Source organism: Paenibacillus sp. NPDC101420 (assembly GCF_050277435.1).
GTDB lineage: Bacteria > Bacillota > Bacilli > Paenibacillales > Paenibacillaceae > Paenibacillus_AQ.
Genome location: NZ_JBNNSE010000001.1, coordinates 1,405,132 through 1,420,332, shown reverse-complemented (window position 1 = coordinate 1,420,332; position 15,201 = coordinate 1,405,132). Strand labels below are relative to the sequence as shown.

The following is a 15,201-nucleotide window of genomic DNA, read 5'->3' as shown; positions in this document are numbered from 1 at the left end:
CCTTCCGCCTATGGGTGGAAGGTTTTCAGTTTGTTTGGAGAAGCTATGGTTATGCAGTAGAGTAAAACATCTGGCTATTAAGCCTTTAGAGAGGAAGGAACCATATAATGGCACTCCATATCGTATTAGTTGAGCCGGAAATACCGGCCAATACTGGAAACATTGCGCGTACCTGCGCAGCAACAGGCACTCATCTTCATTTGGTTCGCCCGCTCGGATTCCGTACAGACGATGCTACATTGAAAAGAGCAGGATTGGATTACTGGCACGCTGTTAACATTGAATACCACGACTCTTTTGCTGAGGTACTTGAGAAGTACAGTGAGGGACGTTTCTTTTACGCAACGACGAAAGCGGAGAAGAGATATAGCGATTTTGATTTTCAAGATGGAGACTTCTTTGTCTTTGGTAAAGAAACGAAGGGGCTTTCTGCTGAAATTCTGGAAGCGGGTAAAGAAACAAAAATGCGCATGCCAATGAGTGATGCCGTGAGATCGCTGAATTTATCGAATTCTGCAGCTATTATTGTATATGAAGCCCTTCGACAGCTGGATTTTCCTAATCTTGTTTAGAAAAAAGACATTTTTTTGTTTTTTTTCAGCAGGATTCGACATTTTAATAACGAAATATAATGAATGAGCCGAAATATATAGTAGCTACAAATTATTAGTTGAACAGGAGAGGTGTACGTTAGATATGAAACCTGCTGGTGTAGTTCGCAAAGTGGATCAGCTGGGTAGAATTGTTCTGCCTAAGTCCCTGCGTAAAAGGTATCAGATGAATGAAGGCGACCCGGTTGAAATTTTGGTACAGGGTGACCATATCATCTTGGAGCGTTACCGTCCAAAATGTGTTTTCTGCGGATCAATGGAAGGTGTGAGTGAATATAAAGATCGTTATATTTGCGCTGCATGCCTCTCAGAAATGACGCAATTGCCAAGACACGCCTAGGAAGTACATATTTACACATTTAGAATTCTGACAGCCAATAGTTTTCTAAAAAAAGAAACTGTCCCATTCGTAGATTTCTCTACTTATGTGGCAGTTTTTTTGTTTCAGGCTTATAAAAAATGCCTCAGAGCCAAGTGGCTGCTGAGGCATTTCTTGCTTATAGACCTTTTGTTTTGTCGTCGTTGTAAGATGAGGTAAGGATGCCGACCATAAATAACACAAATACGATAGTTACGATCCAAAAGGTTAATGAGAACGACATACTGGCACCTCCATTAGCAAATGTATTCGTTATCAAGATTATACCCTGCAAATCAATAAAAATAAACGCAAATGTGATATGTTGCATAGACATTTTACTATAATCATTTAAAAAACAGGAAATTGGTTGGTACAGCTCTAAGATTTCCGTCTGATGGCTTGTTGACTACTCTTCCATTGAAGATGAGTGATGACGATCCTCCACCATCCAGATTATAAGCATCCATGACACCCATGTTATATAGCTTGTTCTGAATTTCCTCTAGTCGGGCACCAGAGCTGCCAAGCTCATTATAGCCATCCGCTACAAAGATGAGAAGCTGATCATCCTTATAATTACCGATTACTGTACGTGGCGCCCGATTGGGGGATGTTTTCCACTTTTCCGGGATCGGTACTTTGACGTTATTCTTAAGTAGAACAGGCACAAAGGTTGCACCAAATACGGGTTCGAGTTGATCTAACTGTGCGCGACTGTAAAATTTCCCGCCGATTAACTGTCCGGACTTGTTCAGACCTACGAAGCTGAGATCCTTGAATGTCGGCTCGAAACCATTGAGATACTTTCCATCAACCACAGTAGTGCTTAAGGGATAGCGTTTTCCGGCTTTATCCGCAAAACCTCCAGCATTAATACCTGCAATAGCACCATGACTTTGTACAGCGTGCATAGTGGTTTCTGCGCCACCAGTAGCTTCCTTCGCAAGACTCATTTGCATCGCAGTTGGATCCTTCAATTTGATCTTCAAAGCATAGGCCTTATAGTTACCTGGATTCAGCTTATACAGCTCGATTCTAATCCGGTCGCTAGTAAGGACCTCAGAAGGTATTCCAAGCTTGGCAGATATCCGGCGGTTATAGATAAGCTCAGGACGGCTCGCTTGAGTCTTCGCTGTCTCGACTAACTTATTCATAGCAGTAGTGGTTCCTTTATATAGCTTAGCGCTAGCGCTGACTGCATCTATGGTGTAGGATGCAGTGCCTTCGGCTAGGGTTAAATCCTTTTTTAGGACAGCTGTTTCATTCAAAGGCCCTGAGATAGGTGCGAATTGTCCTACATCAAGATCCAGCTCGAGCGGAGGTCGATACCACCACATACATATCAGTAAACCTAAAAAAGGTGCGGTCAGAAGCATAAAGAAACGGTTCACTCTCTTGACTGGCGTCATCATTTGATCAGATCCATTTCTTTCTTCAAAGCTTCTAACTGTTTGCTAACTTCGCTCAATTGCGTATATAGCTTGTTACTATTGTCTGTCTTGGCACTTGCATTATCTTTAGTGAAGGTTAATAGTTCGTTAAAACTTTGCACTGTATTCTGCAATTCCTTCACTTCTTCAGTGAGAACGGCAATTTTCGACTCATAGTCGGTCTTAAGAACGGTTAGCTGCTGCTGGCTCTGATTGCTAAGTTCGCTCAGCACTTGCTGCTTCAAATGGTTTGTGTAGCTGTATACAGCATATACACCGATTCCAATCATCACGATCCAGAACAGTAAAAACCATTTTACGGAAGGGCCGCTTCTCACAGCAGCGCGGCGCGAGTGTACCGGGGACGTTTCCGCTAGCGGTTGCATTTGATCACCTCGGGTTGGTCTTTTTTTCAAGTCCCCATTCTATCAGACTTTGACTAGTTTCGCAAAAATGTAAGAGAGTGTGAAAACTTGAAAAAGTAATTGCATCCTATTAAACTACTGCGATACAATTTCTATAGATTGGAATTTCTGATAGACGTACTCAAGGTAACCAGCGAGAGAATAAACGAACAAGTCATCATACTTCCTTGCTTGCGTTTAAACCGGAAACGCTGCGGCGCTTTCCTTTCTGGATGATTATATAAAGCAGGGGGTCTGGGCATTAATGATGAAGGTTTGGCAGGTGGTTATTGTGGGGTGTCATCCTACAAGTATGCTGGGGACAAAATTGATTTTGGAAGAGGGAGGAGAGCTTAAAGTTCTAGGAATGTATTCAACTTGGGACGAAGGCGCTTCCATCGTAAGGGAAAAGAATCCCGAGCTAGTGCTGGCAGATTATCATATGCCTGAAGGTAATATTGAGAGTGTGCTGTTAAATATGAAAAAAAGCTCACCAAACTCACATTTTGTCGTAATGACGGATGAAGACGGCAGGGATCTGCTTCAGCCCCTCATAGAGCTGGGAGCCAGCGGGATCTTCTCCAAAGGAGCTTCTCCTCATCAGCTTTTACAGCTGATCCTGGGTTTGCGGGTGGGTTTTCTTTCAATGCCGCTAGAATGGATAGAAAAAGGATCCTGGCCGATTTCGACTTCTAAAGGACTGGATGATGTTCTTCAATTGACACAGACAGAGATGTTTATTATGGAGCGAATCGTTCAGGGGATTACTTATGATAAAATAGCGCTTGAAATTGCAGTAAGTCGTCGTTCGATTGACAATTACTTGCGCAAAATTTATGTGAAGCTTGATGTTTCGACGCGAGCGCAGGCCATTGAGAAATTTGCTCTCTTTTCAAGACAAAACAGACAAATCTACGCATAACCCAAGCTATACGACATAATGACGGGAAAGGCGGAATATTCTTGAAATAGAAGAAAGCATATCACGTTAAATGGATAATCGTCCTCGGAAGAGGAAAACTAAACCATTTCTACTTGGTACTAGGGAAGGGGGATTTCGCATGCTTTACCAATTTTCTGCTCGCGCACACACACTGCTATCGTCACCGCTTCTAAGTATTCGCACCCAAACACGGAGAAGCTCCATGATATCGCTTGCTGAAGAATTACCAGCGGAAGAACTGTTCCCATTATCGCTGCTTGCCGAAGCAGCCTCTACGGTGATATCTGCAGATGCAGGAGCACTTCAATATGGTGATCCTGCAGGGTATGGTCCACTTCGGGAGTGGCTTGCCGGGGATTGGCTAAGAGAAAAAGGGGTAACTGTTACTGAGGGTGGAGTTCTGCTAACAACGGGGAGCCAGCAAGCGATTGATTTGTTGTCGCGGGTGTATATTGATCCGGGAGATCGTGTATTAGTAGAAAATCCGACATCTCCAGGATTCTTACAAACTCTTCGGATGCAGGGTGCCATCATTATTCCTGTAGAGGGTGACTTGGACGGGCTTCATCCAGATCATTTGCGGAGGCAAATTGAACTGCATAAGCCTAAGATGTTGTTCGCAACACCAAGCTTTACGAATCCAAGTGGCATCCTATGGAGCTTAGAGAGACGGCGTGAGGTGTTGGATCTTTGCATCGCGTATAACATCCTGATTGTAGAAGATGATTCTTATGGTGATCTACATTTCCAGAAGTATGGTGAACATTGGGCCACAAGATATCCATCCTTGTATGCGCTGGAAAATATAAGTGATGGCGGACACGTATTATATATCGGTTCGTTCAGCAAGACCGTTGCGCCCGCGCTGCGGACGGGATGGGCTGCAGGTAGCCGGGAAGTGATCGGGATGATGGCTGCTGCCAAGCAGATGGCAGACTGGCAATCGAGCGCATTAAATCAGCGGCTCTTGCATCATTTGTTGGATGTGACCGCTTTTGATCTTCGTGAGCATATTGCGCAGCTGAACCGAGAATATAACACCCGACTGAAGTTAATGGTTGAACTGCTAAAACGTCCAGCTTGGAAAGGAAGCTCCTACGACCTGCCGTCAGGAGGTATGTTTCTATGGGTATCTCCACCGGAGGGGATGGATGTTATGGCACTGCTAAAATGTGCGCTAGGTAAGGGAGTGGCATTTTTGCCAGGACCGTTATGTAGCGTAGATGGAAGCGGAAATCACATTCGTCTTAACTTCAGCCATCCCGGCCGGGATGAGCTGCTTCTCGGCATGAATCTGATGAGCGAGGCGGTTAAGGAGTTCACGGCTCGGAGTTAGGTGGGTGCTGATCCATTGTACCGTGAAGAGTGTGCTTAATGAATGTTTAAGGAATCTGATGGATCGGACATAAAAATGTGATGAACAGGTTGATGAGCGGTCAAATGCAAAGGCAGATGTGCGATCAGATGCGCAAGGTGATGTGTTGCAGGTTGAACTGGCAGCTCAATTTATGACACACCGGAAAATCATAACAGACAGAGTGAGGCATTAGGGAAGAAGTAGAGTGCGAGGGGTTCATTATAGGGGATTTCTCCCTATAACTGGCTGATTTATATTCTGGAATGGAGATTATAGGGAATCTCTCCCTATAAATTTCAGAAAAAGCCCTTTTTGTGGAGTAATCTATGCATTTATAGGGAGGAATTCCCTATATATCGGATTTTAGTGCGTATATTGAGTAATTATAGGGATGATTTCCCTTTAATTTAACTTATCAGCTTGAGACTAATACTTCGAAGGTTAGTTCTGTTTCTATGGCTTAACGGATTGGAACACAAAAAGCATCCCGTTGATGGGATGCTTTTTGGCGTTACCTAGACATTGTTACGTGTGCATTAGAATAATAAGTTTAAAGTCCGAGTGAAAGATCAGAACCTGATTAAAAGACGAAAATCGAAGTGAAAGTTCAAAATCGGATAATGATAAAAGTCAGAGTGAAAGATCAAAAGCAGAGAAAAAGATAAAGGCTCCAGCAAAAAATTGAAATTGAAAGAATTTTTTGCTTAGCATAGGCGAGCTAATTACTGTGATGATTGCTGTCATGGGGTACGCCGCCAGTAATAGCGGCGTATTCTACTAGCGCGGCCTGACCGGCTGGGGTCAGGGTATAGCGCCCACGGCTGACACGGTGGAACCAGCCGTAGTAGTTGTGCTGCAGCATAGCGGCGGCGTTCGGTACGCCGCTACGCTTCCGCAGCTCGGCCGGAGAGATCCCGGCAGAGCGGGCGCTTGAGGCAGCGCTAGGGGCACCGCTTCGCGTGCCAGCCGCCGCTGCCTCCCGTGCTGCCGTGTCCCCGGCAGCACGCCCCTCCGGCGCTGAGCTCAGCGCCGGAGCCTGTGCAGCGGTGCTCGCCGCTGCACGTTTGCCCGCTGCGAGCGAAGCCTTCGCAGCGGCCTTCTCGGCAGCGACGGCGGCTTCCGCCTCCGCTGCCTGCAGAGAAAGCGCGACACGCAGCGCTTTCTCTCGGTAGGCCGTCACGAGCTTGACGCGCGTGCTGCCGCCGATGTTGTAGTCTCCGCTGCGCTCGCGGAACTCATAGAGCAGGCGCTCGCGCCGCCGCTTGTTGCTGCGCTGCGCAGGTGGCGTCTCGTCCGGCTCGACGAGCACCTCGACCAGCGGGGCCTTGGTCTTATAAAAAACAACGGTGATCAGCCCGAGACCAAGACGGCGGCACAGTCCGCTAAGCTCGCCCCAGCGCTGGTTTACCGCCCCTTTTTTATCACGGACACGTTCTACTGCGAGATAGACCGTAGGACTGAGCTTTAGCCGTTCTACCCCTTGCAGAAGCAAGGCGAGGTTGAACGATTTTTTCATCTCTACGATTAGAGGGTGCTCTAAATCCTCACGAATACCCACCAAATCACAAGTCCGAACCTCACCCTTGATGCTGTATCCTTGCTTTTCAAAAAAAACCTTCAAAGGAGCATACAGCTCCGTTTCATGTCGTACCGCCATAGTGTCACTCCCGTAGCTCTTTTTTTCGGGTTCTCATTAAGGTTTTACTGCGATTTTATGATTCTCTATTATAGCACAGCAAAAAAGAGGTCAACTATTCTGCGCTTGCCGCATAGGTATGTAATACACTTTTTAACGCTATAGGAGAGCAAGTAGGAGCGCAAGAGGAGGCAGCGAGCAATGGATATTTTTGAGCGAATAGCTTCGTATCGGGCTGAGAACGACCGTTTGGCGTGGAGCGGGACCTTCAAGCAATATATAGAACTTTTGAAAAAAGACCCCTCTCCCGCAAAAACCGCTCACTCCCGCGTTTATGACATGATCAAGTCGCATGGCGTAGAGGACATAAACGGACGCAAACGTTATAAGTTTTTTGAACAGGAGATTTTTGGACTTGATCGTGCAGTCGAAAAGTTAGTGGAGGAATATTTTCATTCTGCAGCACGCCGGCTAGATGTTCGTAAACGGATTCTGTTATTGATGGGACCTGTCAGTGGGGGGAAATCGACCCTAGTCACGCTGTTAAAAAGAGGGTTGGAACAATACTCGCGGACGGATGCGGGTGCGGTATATGCGGTTGAGGGCTGCCCGATGCATGAGGACCCACTACATTTGATCCCCCTGGAGCTTCGTCCAGAGATTGAAAAAGAACTCGGTGTGCGTATTGAGGGCAACTTGTGCCCGTCCTGCCAGATGCGGCTGAGAAATGATTATGCCGGAGATATTGAGCAGGTTAAAGTGGCTCGTGTCATTTTGTCAGAAGAAGAGCGGGTAGGGATTGGTACTTTTAGTCCATCCGATCCGAAGTCGCAAGATATCGCCGATTTGACAGGAAGTATCGACTTTTCGACCATTACTGAATTTGGTTCGGAATCCGATCCACGCGCTTACCGTTTTGACGGAGAGCTGAACAAAGCTAACCGTGGGCTGATGGAATTTCAAGAAATGCTCAAATGCGATGAAAAGTTTCTATGGAATCTGCTGTCACTGACGCAAGAAGGCAATTTCAAGGCTGGCCGGTTCGCGCTGATCAGTGCGGATGAAATGATCATAGCTCACACCAATGAAACCGAGTATAAGTCGTTTATTTCTAATAAAAAGAATGAAGCGCTCCAGTCCCGTATGATTGTTATGCCTGTTCCGTATAACCTCAGAGTATCGGAAGAGGAAAAAATCTACGCGAAGCTGATCGCCCAGAGTGATATGAACCATGTGCATATTGCGCCGCATGCGCTGCGTGCCGCTGCTATTTTCTCGATCCTGACCCGTCTGAAAGAAAGTAAAAAGCAGGGCATGGATTTGATCAAAAAGCTTCGCATGTATGATGGTGAAGAGGTCGAAGGCTACAAAGAAGCAGATCTCAAGGAGATGCAAACGGAGTATTTGGATGAAGGCATGTCCGGAATAGATCCGCGGTATGTTATCAACCGGATTTCCAGCGCTTTGATCAAAGGTGATCTGCAGTGCATGAACGCACTGGATGTGTTGCGTGCAATTAAAGACGGCCTGGATCAGCATCCATCGATTACAAAAGAGGAGCGGGAGCGTTATTTGAACTTCATCTCCATTGCCCGCAAAGAATATGATATTTTAGCTAAAAGCGAAGTGCAAAAGGCCTTCGTCTACTCCTTTGAGGAGTCCGCCAAGACATTATTTGAGAATTATCTCGATAATATCGAAGCCTTCTGCAATTGGTCCAAAATCCGTGATCCGCTGACGGATGAGGAGATGGAGCCGGATGAGCGGTTAATGCGTTCGATTGAAGAGCAAATCGGTATCTCTGAGAATGCGAAAAAAGCGTTCCGTGAAGAGATCCTGATCCGGATTTCCGCGTATTCACGCAAAGGGAAGAAATTCGAGTACAACAACCACGACCGCCTACGGGAAGCGATTGAGAAGAAGCTATTCACAGATCTCAAAGATATCGTCAAAATCACCACCTCGTCCAAAACGCCGGATGAAAGTCAGCTTAAACGGATCAATGAGGTGTGCGCTAGACTTATTGATGGGCATCACTATTGCCCAATTTGCGCTAATGAGCTGCTGAAGTATGTGGGCAGTCTGCTTAATCGGTAAAAGAATACAAGTACATTTGCGGCCACCATTTGGTGGTCTTTTTTTTGTGATAGATATTTTTTACGTGTTTCAATACGTGATATTGTGTGGAATTAGGCTTTGGTCGCGCGACCGAAAAGTAATGCACGAACAATGAAAAGTAGCAGGGGAGCAGACGCCCATACAGGAAAAAATTGCAAATGTATATTATTTTATATGGCATAGCTCTTTAAGTTAGTAATTCCGCAAATCTGCAGCTTTTGAGCTAGATGAGGGCGATATCAATGTAAAAAACTGCACATTTGCAGGTTTTTATGACAGCTAACTAAAGAAAGTGTTAGATCATACAACATCATACAGCTCAGCAAAACAGGAACAATCCTACTTGCTTGCAGTTGATATAATGAAATCACCGTACGGGGGAAGGCTGGTGCTGCACTTGAATTACAGTAAAGATATAGAGAAATGTGTTGAATATATTGAAGCTCATATCAAAGAAAATATAACAGTGGAAGAAATAGCCGCTGAGGTTGGATATTCGGTGTATCATTTTTGCCGAGTGTTCAGCTTATGCAAGGAAATGTCCGTGATGGAATATGTGCGGAGCCGGAAATTATCTTTAGCGTCCATTGAATTGTTTGCCGGCAGAAGAATCATTGATATCGCGCTGGACTATGGTTTTGAGACACAAAGTGGTTTCACTAAGGCCTTTCGTAAGGCTTTTGGCTATAGCCCGACACAGTATGCCGCACGGATGGACGGATTTACTAAAGGAAAAACACTAATTGAAATCGGAGGTTTTATAATGAACCCTGTTATTGTTCGCAAGCCTGCATTTAAGGTCGCTGGGTATGGGATCCAAACTAATGTTGCTGGAAGTATGTACACCAAGGATATTGCATCTTTTTGGAGTCATTATGAGGGTGAGAATCTGGAGTCCAAAATGTATAAAATACTAAACCCGCCTAAACACGGAGAAGTCGGCTTATGTATTCCTTCCTCAGATAATGGCAATGCGACTTATCTTCTAGGTGTTATTGTAGAGGACTACTCCAAGGTGGAAGATGATATGTTGACGATGGATGTGCCAGAAGCCGAGTATGCTGTGTTCACAACGCCGCCAGTGGATACATCAACGGATACAGAGCAAATACAGTTTGCACAGGTTATAAAAAGCACATGGAAGTACATCTTCGAAGAATGGTTTAAGGATAGTGGCTACGATTATGATGATAGTAAGCTGGATTTCGAATTCTATGATGAACGCTGCCACTCGCGGCCGGATACGGTGATGGAGATTTATGTTCCTGTGAAAAAATCGACCGAATGATGTGTTAGGGCAAATGCTGCTCCGTGATGATCGTAACTTCGGGGAATGTTTGGACTTTCGGTCGCTGTTGTCTCTGGATTTATTGATTATTCCTTAGCGGATTAAATCCAGAAACAAAGGCGAACGCTACGCTCCTACAGTTCCAAACTTCCCCTACGTTACTTTCACCTCTGCAGCATTTGCAAAGTTCAATTATTCAGTCGATACGGGGTGTCGACGTAAGAAGGTCCGCAGCGGGTTATACGCTGCGGGCTTTCTCATTTATTGTAGGTTGATTGACGCTTATCCCCTCCCGTAGTCTAATAGATTAAATAGACGTGTAACTTGATAATCTCGGGGAGTGAAACAGATGATTAGAGAAGCAAAAGTAGAGGACTGGAAAGACATATCCGAATTATTAGAGCAGTTGGGTTATTCAGAGACAGAAGCGTTCATGCAAGAAAAAATAGAAAAGCTAGTCCTGCATCCGGATGAGGAATTATTAGTTTTCGAGGAAGATCATAAAGTAGTCGCTTGCATTTCCATGCATTACATACCTCAATTAGGGCTCACAGGGGATACTGCAATTATAAGCTATCTTGTGGTAAGTAATGCCATTAGGAGTAAGGGAATTGGACGGATGCTTGAGGAATATTGCACTGATTTAGCTAGAAAAAGAAACTGTGACCGAATTCAAGTTCATTGCCACTCCAGAAGAACTGATGCGCATAGATTTTATGCCCGACAAGGATTTACTGAAGCTCCAAAATATTTTTCAAAGATGTTAAATGAATCCGAATAATCAACAGACCAAATAAAGAGCGGCAGACCAGGGACGTACTACGCGTCCAGTTCTGCCGCTTTATTATTCAAGCAATAGAGCACTGTTCACTTATTCCTCTTTAAATAAACTTCCGTTGCACCTTTTTGCCATCATACGAGAACCGCGCCTTTTTGTCCTCCACGACGGTCTGCAGATGAACGGTGCGCCCCCATAATGAGTAGATATGCGGGAGTGTTCGCTCCAGGTACTTCAGATCCAGCTCGATACTTTCATAGCGGTGGGTGATAAATAACTCGCCATTCTTCTCGAAGTCGGCATCCTCTATGACCAAGTAAGGTGACCCGCCATTGACTCGAGCGAGCACCAGTTGATCCCGTACGTTTTCCCATGCTTTGTCGGTGATTTTCCATTCCGGCCCTTTTTTCTCAAAAACATAAAGATCGAGGTCGTTCACCAGTTCTTTGGACAGATAGCTGCGGATAAAAGAAGTATCAGACTCCAACTCGCGAACCTCAAATATTTTCTCTCGGTCCCAGCGGCGTTCGATGTCTTCGAAGATTTTTAGACCAAGATAGTATGGATTCAGGCTTTGCCGTGAAGGCTGCACGACGGAGGAATTTAGTTTAGCGTATTCTACGGTTTCTTCTTCGGTCAGATCCAGTTCACGAACGATGCGCTGATGCCAGTACGAAGCCCAGCCTTCGTTCATGATCTTCGTCTCCATTTGTGGCCAGAAGTAGAGCATTTCATCATGAAGCATCGTCATAATATCGCGCTGCCAATCCTCCAAGACGGTGGAATATTGCTGGATGAACCAGACAATATCTTTTTCCGGCTCAGGTGGGAACGCACGATTTCCGGATGATGCTTCCTGTGGTCCAGAATTTCTCTTGTCTAGATTCCATAACTCGTCGTACGGATTAGCTGGTTTGGAGCCACCCGGAGGGGCATCCTTGAGTTCTTTCATTTTGGCTTCCAGCAGATGGGTCTTACCTAGCTTGCGCGGCTGAATCAGGCTGGGATCTATATGCTCTTGAATGGCCAGCACCGAATCAATGAATTTCTCCACAGCATCGGTGCCGTAGGTTACTGAATAACCCGCGATTCGGTCCGCAGTAGCCGACATGCTCTCGACCATATCCCGGTTGGACATGGAGAAACGCATGTTATTTTTGAAAAAATCGCAGTGCGCCAGCACGTGAGCTACGATCAGTTTGTTCTGAATCAGCGAGTTTCCGTCGAGCAGGAAGGCATAACAAGGGTTGGAGTTAATGACGAGCTCGTATATTTTACTCAGCCCGAAATCGTATTGGGATTTCATTTTGTGAAATGTTTTTCCGAAGCTCCAATGACCAAATCTTGTCGGCATTCCATACGCACCGAATGTATAAATAATATCGGCAGGACATATTTCATAACGCATGGGATAAAAATCCAAGCCGAAGCCAGTAGCTATTTCCGTAATTTCTGCAATCGCCCGCTCCAACGCATTAATTTCTTCGCTTGGCATGATTCTGTACTCCCTCCTATAATTCTGTAGATCCAACCTGAATAAACCCTCACGAAATGGGGTTTGGCTTCATATAGATGGGTCGATCAATGTAGTTCATATTATGTATATGGGTAGGGGGAGGGCAATATGACGAACTCTTCCTCGCTGTCACTATGGCACAAAACTATCGAATGCCGGGAGTATCCATTGTATATTTCTCAATATGAAAGCTACAGCATTGCATATTTAATTTAATTAAATATAAATAAGTTTAAATGAACACCGTTTTGGTATTTACAATCGCCTATGCATGTGCTACTTTAGCGATGTAACCGTATTCATATATACATTTATTAAATAATTAATAAAAATGTAAATCTTGTTTGGACCATTCCTTATTCAGCCTAAATCTAACAAGTGGGAGTGGTAAGGATGGAAATCCTACTCGGTTGACGTTGTTGAGCTATAGGAATGAGCAGATGAACTGAGTATAGCTGCACATCCCAGTGCTACTCCTCAGTGATTATGATTATGGAGGTAAAAATGCGTAAATTTAAAATAAATATTTTATGGAAATTTCTACTTTCATATATCATTGTCTTGATGCTGCCGCTTTCTGTTATTATCTTTTATTACTATCCATATTCCAATTCGATTGTGAAGAATAAAATATTGGACTGGAATACACATATTACCGAGCAAGTAGCCAGCAGTATGGATCTGTTTATGCGGCCCATCTATTCTCTCCCAACTTCGATTGTAGCTAATCCTGAGATCAAATTATCCTTATTAAAAAATGATGCATACCAGCGATACGTCGTGGCTAATGAGATGAAGAAATACAAAACAACGGATACCCTCTTGAATGATACTTTCTTATATATCAAACAAAGTGGGTATCTGTTCTCAAGTACAGGGTATATCTATGAGTTGGAGCGCTTTATGAACCCCAAGAATGGTTATGTTTATACGTCTTGGAGTCAAGAGCAGTTCAGCCAAGAGATCAATGTAATCAACGCTATTCAAGTTCGCCCTTCAGAGGATGTTGCCATTCTTGGCGAAGGACGCGTTAAGATGATTACGGTGATGATTCCTCTACCTCTAGGTGTCGACCAATCCGAAGGCTGCGTCATCTATATGATCAGGCATGATACGATCGAGCGAATGATGAAGTCAGTGTCTAATAGCTATACAGGAGATTTCATCATCCTTGATCAAAATAACACCCCTATCTTCTCCCTCAACCAACGTGATGATTTGCGTCAGGCAAATTTCAAGCAATTTATTAAGCAGCTGCAAGCATCGCCATCAGGCGGTGAAATGGATTATGACGGAGAAGCTTATATTGCCTCCCAGACCGTATCCAAGCAGAATGGCTGGAAATACATAAGCATGAATCCGCTGGAATCGGTACTTCTGGAGACGAAGGAAACGCAGCGCAACACAATTATTCTGGTTATATCCATCCTGCTCACTGAGATTATTATCATCTATTTATCCATCCGTAATAATTATGCCCCGATTAAGTCTCTTGTCCAATTCTCCAGACATGCATTTAAAGGCAACACGGAAAGTGGTGGCAATGAGTTTGATATTATACGCTCTACAATCCAGAATCTGTTCCAGTCGAAAGAGCAATTAGATCGGAATGTCCAAAGTATCGTTCCGAAGTTACGTGATAATATTCTATATGAAATCATAAGTGGACAGTACTCTTCACTTCAAGACATGCTGCTAGAGGCAAAGTCCTATGGCATCACCTTTACGTATGCGAAATGCACGACTGTGGTCATCAATGTGATTGGAGATATCGAGCAAGTATTTGAAATTGTGAAGAGCGTTAAATTACAGCCCGAGGATGCAATGGAAGGGTATTTTATTCGGAGTATTCATAATGATGATATTCTATTTATTTCCACACATACAGCGGAGCAAGCATTACGGGAGATGTTCATGAAGCTGCAGGGTGAGATTGAATTGGTTACTGGCGCTAAGCTTGTGATCGGAATAGGAAATACCGTTGATAGCCCAGGCGAATTTCATGCTTCTTATATTAATGCGCTTAGAACAGTCGAACATTTGCGCATCAAGAATGAAGATTCCATCCTGTCCTTTCATGATCTGATGCAGCAGAGGAATGAGCCTGTTCCTTATCCGGCTGAAACGATTCAATCACTGGAATTGTTTATCATGACGGGTGATGTCTCTGAAGTGCAGAAAACAGTTCAAAGACTCATTGAATTTCTCCAACATGATCGAACACCTCCCTATATGATTCGGGCTGTATTTGTAAATATCTCGACCATTATATTAAACAATCTGATCCGTTTGAAGCATAAGGAGAATATGGAGCAGCTTGGGATCACATCGTTTCATAATCGTATTACGGTAGCCCAGATCACTGAGATTTTAGAGAAAAGTGCGGATATATTATGTGAATTGATGGCTAGTACGCATACTTCCTCTAAGGCAGCTACATTGGATGAAGTGCTTAAATATATTCAAGAGAATCAGTTTGATATCAACTTCTCACTACAAGCTATTGCCGATCACTTTGGAATGTCGGTGTCGAATTTTAGCCACTATTTCAAGAAGAACGCCGGACAGAACTTTAAAGATTTTATGGATGGGCGCCGAATCAATCATTCGAAGCAGCTGCTTATTCATTCCGATGAAACTATTGATTGGATTGCAGGCAGGGTGGGCTACACTAACCCTTCCAGTTTTATTCGCGCCTTCAAAAAACATGTAGGGGTCACACCTGGGCAATTCAGATTGTTTAACAAGTGAATATCTTC

Annotated in this window: 12 protein-coding genes; 8 read left to right on the top strand and 4 right to left on the bottom strand. The window is 44.4% G+C overall.

Features of this window, described 5'->3' with window-relative positions:
* The first annotated feature begins 107 nt into the window (after positions 1 to 107).
* Together trmL and ACQKMP_RS06245 are read left to right on the top strand one after the other, a co-directional pair.
* A complete protein-coding gene (gene trmL, locus ACQKMP_RS06250) occupies positions 108 to 572 on the top strand; it encodes a tRNA (uridine(34)/cytosine(34)/5-carboxymethylaminomethyluridine(34)-2'-O)-methyltransferase TrmL (RefSeq protein ID WP_042125678.1) in 465 nt (154 codons plus the stop codon).
* Positions 573 to 696: 124 nt separating this feature from the next.
* A complete protein-coding gene (locus ACQKMP_RS06245; RefSeq protein ID WP_039871533.1) occupies positions 697 to 951 on the top strand; it encodes an AbrB/MazE/SpoVT family DNA-binding domain-containing protein in 255 nt (84 codons plus the stop codon).
* A gap of 365 nt (positions 952 to 1,316) precedes the next feature.
* On the opposite strand, the gene ACQKMP_RS06240 is transcribed toward ACQKMP_RS06245, so the two are convergent.
* Positions 1,317 to 2,384 (bottom strand): phosphodiester glycosidase family protein, encoded by a 1,068-nt coding sequence (locus tag ACQKMP_RS06240; RefSeq protein WP_143759516.1) that lies wholly within the window; start codon positions 2,382 to 2,384, stop codon positions 1,317 to 1,319.
* A complete protein-coding gene (locus tag ACQKMP_RS06235) occupies positions 2,381 to 2,788 on the bottom strand; it encodes a hypothetical protein (RefSeq protein WP_042186244.1) in 408 nt (135 codons plus the stop codon). Before ACQKMP_RS06235 ends, ACQKMP_RS06240 begins: the two co-directional genes overlap by 4 nt.
* Before the next feature lie 283 nt (positions 2,789 to 3,071).
* Between ACQKMP_RS06235 and ACQKMP_RS06230 the strand changes: the two genes are divergently transcribed.
* Together ACQKMP_RS06230 and ACQKMP_RS06225 are read left to right on the top strand one after the other, a co-directional pair.
* Complete coding sequence (locus ACQKMP_RS06230) at positions 3,072 to 3,728, top strand: DNA-binding response regulator (protein ID WP_042186245.1); 657 nt, start codon at positions 3,072 to 3,074, stop codon at positions 3,726 to 3,728.
* Positions 3,729 to 3,867: 139 nt separating this feature from the next.
* Entirely contained in the window at positions 3,868 to 5,085 is a 1,218-nt protein-coding gene (locus ACQKMP_RS06225; protein WP_042186247.1) for a PLP-dependent aminotransferase family protein, read from the top strand.
* A gap of 739 nt (positions 5,086 to 5,824) precedes the next feature.
* Here the strand turns inward: ACQKMP_RS06225 and ACQKMP_RS06220 are convergent.
* Positions 5,825 to 6,763, bottom strand: coding sequence for a DUF2161 family putative PD-(D/E)XK-type phosphodiesterase (locus ACQKMP_RS06220; protein ID WP_427469023.1), 939 nt, complete (start codon positions 6,761 to 6,763; stop codon positions 5,825 to 5,827).
* A 180-nt stretch (positions 6,764 to 6,943) separates the two neighbouring features.
* On the opposite strand from ACQKMP_RS06220, the gene ACQKMP_RS06215 reads away from it, so the two are divergent.
* The 3 genes from ACQKMP_RS06215 to ACQKMP_RS06205 all read left to right on the top strand — a co-directional run bounded on the left by ACQKMP_RS06215 (position 6,944) and on the right by ACQKMP_RS06205 (position 10,929).
* Entirely contained in the window at positions 6,944 to 8,839 is a 1,896-nt protein-coding gene (locus ACQKMP_RS06215) for a PrkA family serine protein kinase (RefSeq protein WP_042186251.1), read from the top strand.
* A gap of 382 nt (positions 8,840 to 9,221) precedes the next feature.
* Positions 9,222 to 10,148 carry an AraC family transcriptional regulator gene (locus ACQKMP_RS06210; protein ID WP_231573406.1) on the top strand — a complete coding sequence of 309 codons (927 nt, stop codon included), beginning with the start codon at positions 9,222 to 9,224 and terminating at the stop codon, positions 10,146 to 10,148.
* A 349-nt stretch (positions 10,149 to 10,497) separates the two neighbouring features.
* Positions 10,498 to 10,929 carry a GNAT family N-acetyltransferase gene (locus ACQKMP_RS06205; protein WP_042186252.1) on the top strand — a complete coding sequence of 144 codons (432 nt, stop codon included), beginning with the start codon at positions 10,498 to 10,500 and terminating at the stop codon, positions 10,927 to 10,929.
* Between the two features lie 100 nt (positions 10,930 to 11,029).
* Here ACQKMP_RS06205 and ACQKMP_RS06200 read toward each other — a convergent pair whose 3' ends face one another.
* A complete protein-coding gene (locus ACQKMP_RS06200; protein ID WP_042186254.1) occupies positions 11,030 to 12,421 on the bottom strand; it encodes a SpoVR family protein in 1,392 nt (463 codons plus the stop codon).
* A 525-nt stretch (positions 12,422 to 12,946) separates the two neighbouring features.
* On the opposite strand from ACQKMP_RS06200, the gene ACQKMP_RS06195 reads away from it, so the two are divergent.
* Positions 12,947 to 15,193 (top strand): helix-turn-helix domain-containing protein, encoded by a 2,247-nt coding sequence (locus ACQKMP_RS06195; RefSeq protein ID WP_042186255.1) that lies wholly within the window; start codon positions 12,947 to 12,949, stop codon positions 15,191 to 15,193.
* The last annotated feature ends 8 nt before the right edge of the window (positions 15,194 to 15,201 follow it).

Bases quoted from the DNA above. Each gene is read 5' to 3' on its own strand.
- trmL (WP_042125678.1), top strand. From the start codon at position 108: ATGGCACTCCATATCGTATTAGTTGAGCCGGAAATACCGGCCAATACT.
- ACQKMP_RS06245 (WP_039871533.1), top strand. From the start codon at position 697: ATGAAACCTGCTGGTGTAGTTCGCAAAGTGGATCAGCTGGGTAGAATT.
- ACQKMP_RS06240 (WP_143759516.1), bottom strand. From the start codon at position 2,384: ATGATGACGCCAGTCAAGAGAGTGAACCGTTTCTTTATGCTTCTGACC.
- ACQKMP_RS06235 (WP_042186244.1), bottom strand. From the start codon at position 2,788: ATGCAACCGCTAGCGGAAACGTCCCCGGTACACTCGCGCCGCGCTGCT.
- ACQKMP_RS06230 (WP_042186245.1), top strand. From the start codon at position 3,072: ATGATGAAGGTTTGGCAGGTGGTTATTGTGGGGTGTCATCCTACAAGT.
- ACQKMP_RS06225 (WP_042186247.1), top strand. From the start codon at position 3,868: ATGCTTTACCAATTTTCTGCTCGCGCACACACACTGCTATCGTCACCG.
- ACQKMP_RS06220 (WP_427469023.1), bottom strand. From the start codon at position 6,763: ATGGCGGTACGACATGAAACGGAGCTGTATGCTCCTTTGAAGGTTTTT.
- ACQKMP_RS06215 (WP_042186251.1), top strand. From the start codon at position 6,944: ATGGATATTTTTGAGCGAATAGCTTCGTATCGGGCTGAGAACGACCGT.
- ACQKMP_RS06210 (WP_231573406.1), top strand. From the start codon at position 9,222: ATGAAATCACCGTACGGGGGAAGGCTGGTGCTGCACTTGAATTACAGT.
- ACQKMP_RS06205 (WP_042186252.1), top strand. From the start codon at position 10,498: ATGATTAGAGAAGCAAAAGTAGAGGACTGGAAAGACATATCCGAATTA.
- ACQKMP_RS06200 (WP_042186254.1), bottom strand. From the start codon at position 12,421: ATGCCAAGCGAAGAAATTAATGCGTTGGAGCGGGCGATTGCAGAAATT.
- ACQKMP_RS06195 (WP_042186255.1), top strand. From the start codon at position 12,947: ATGCGTAAATTTAAAATAAATATTTTATGGAAATTTCTACTTTCATAT.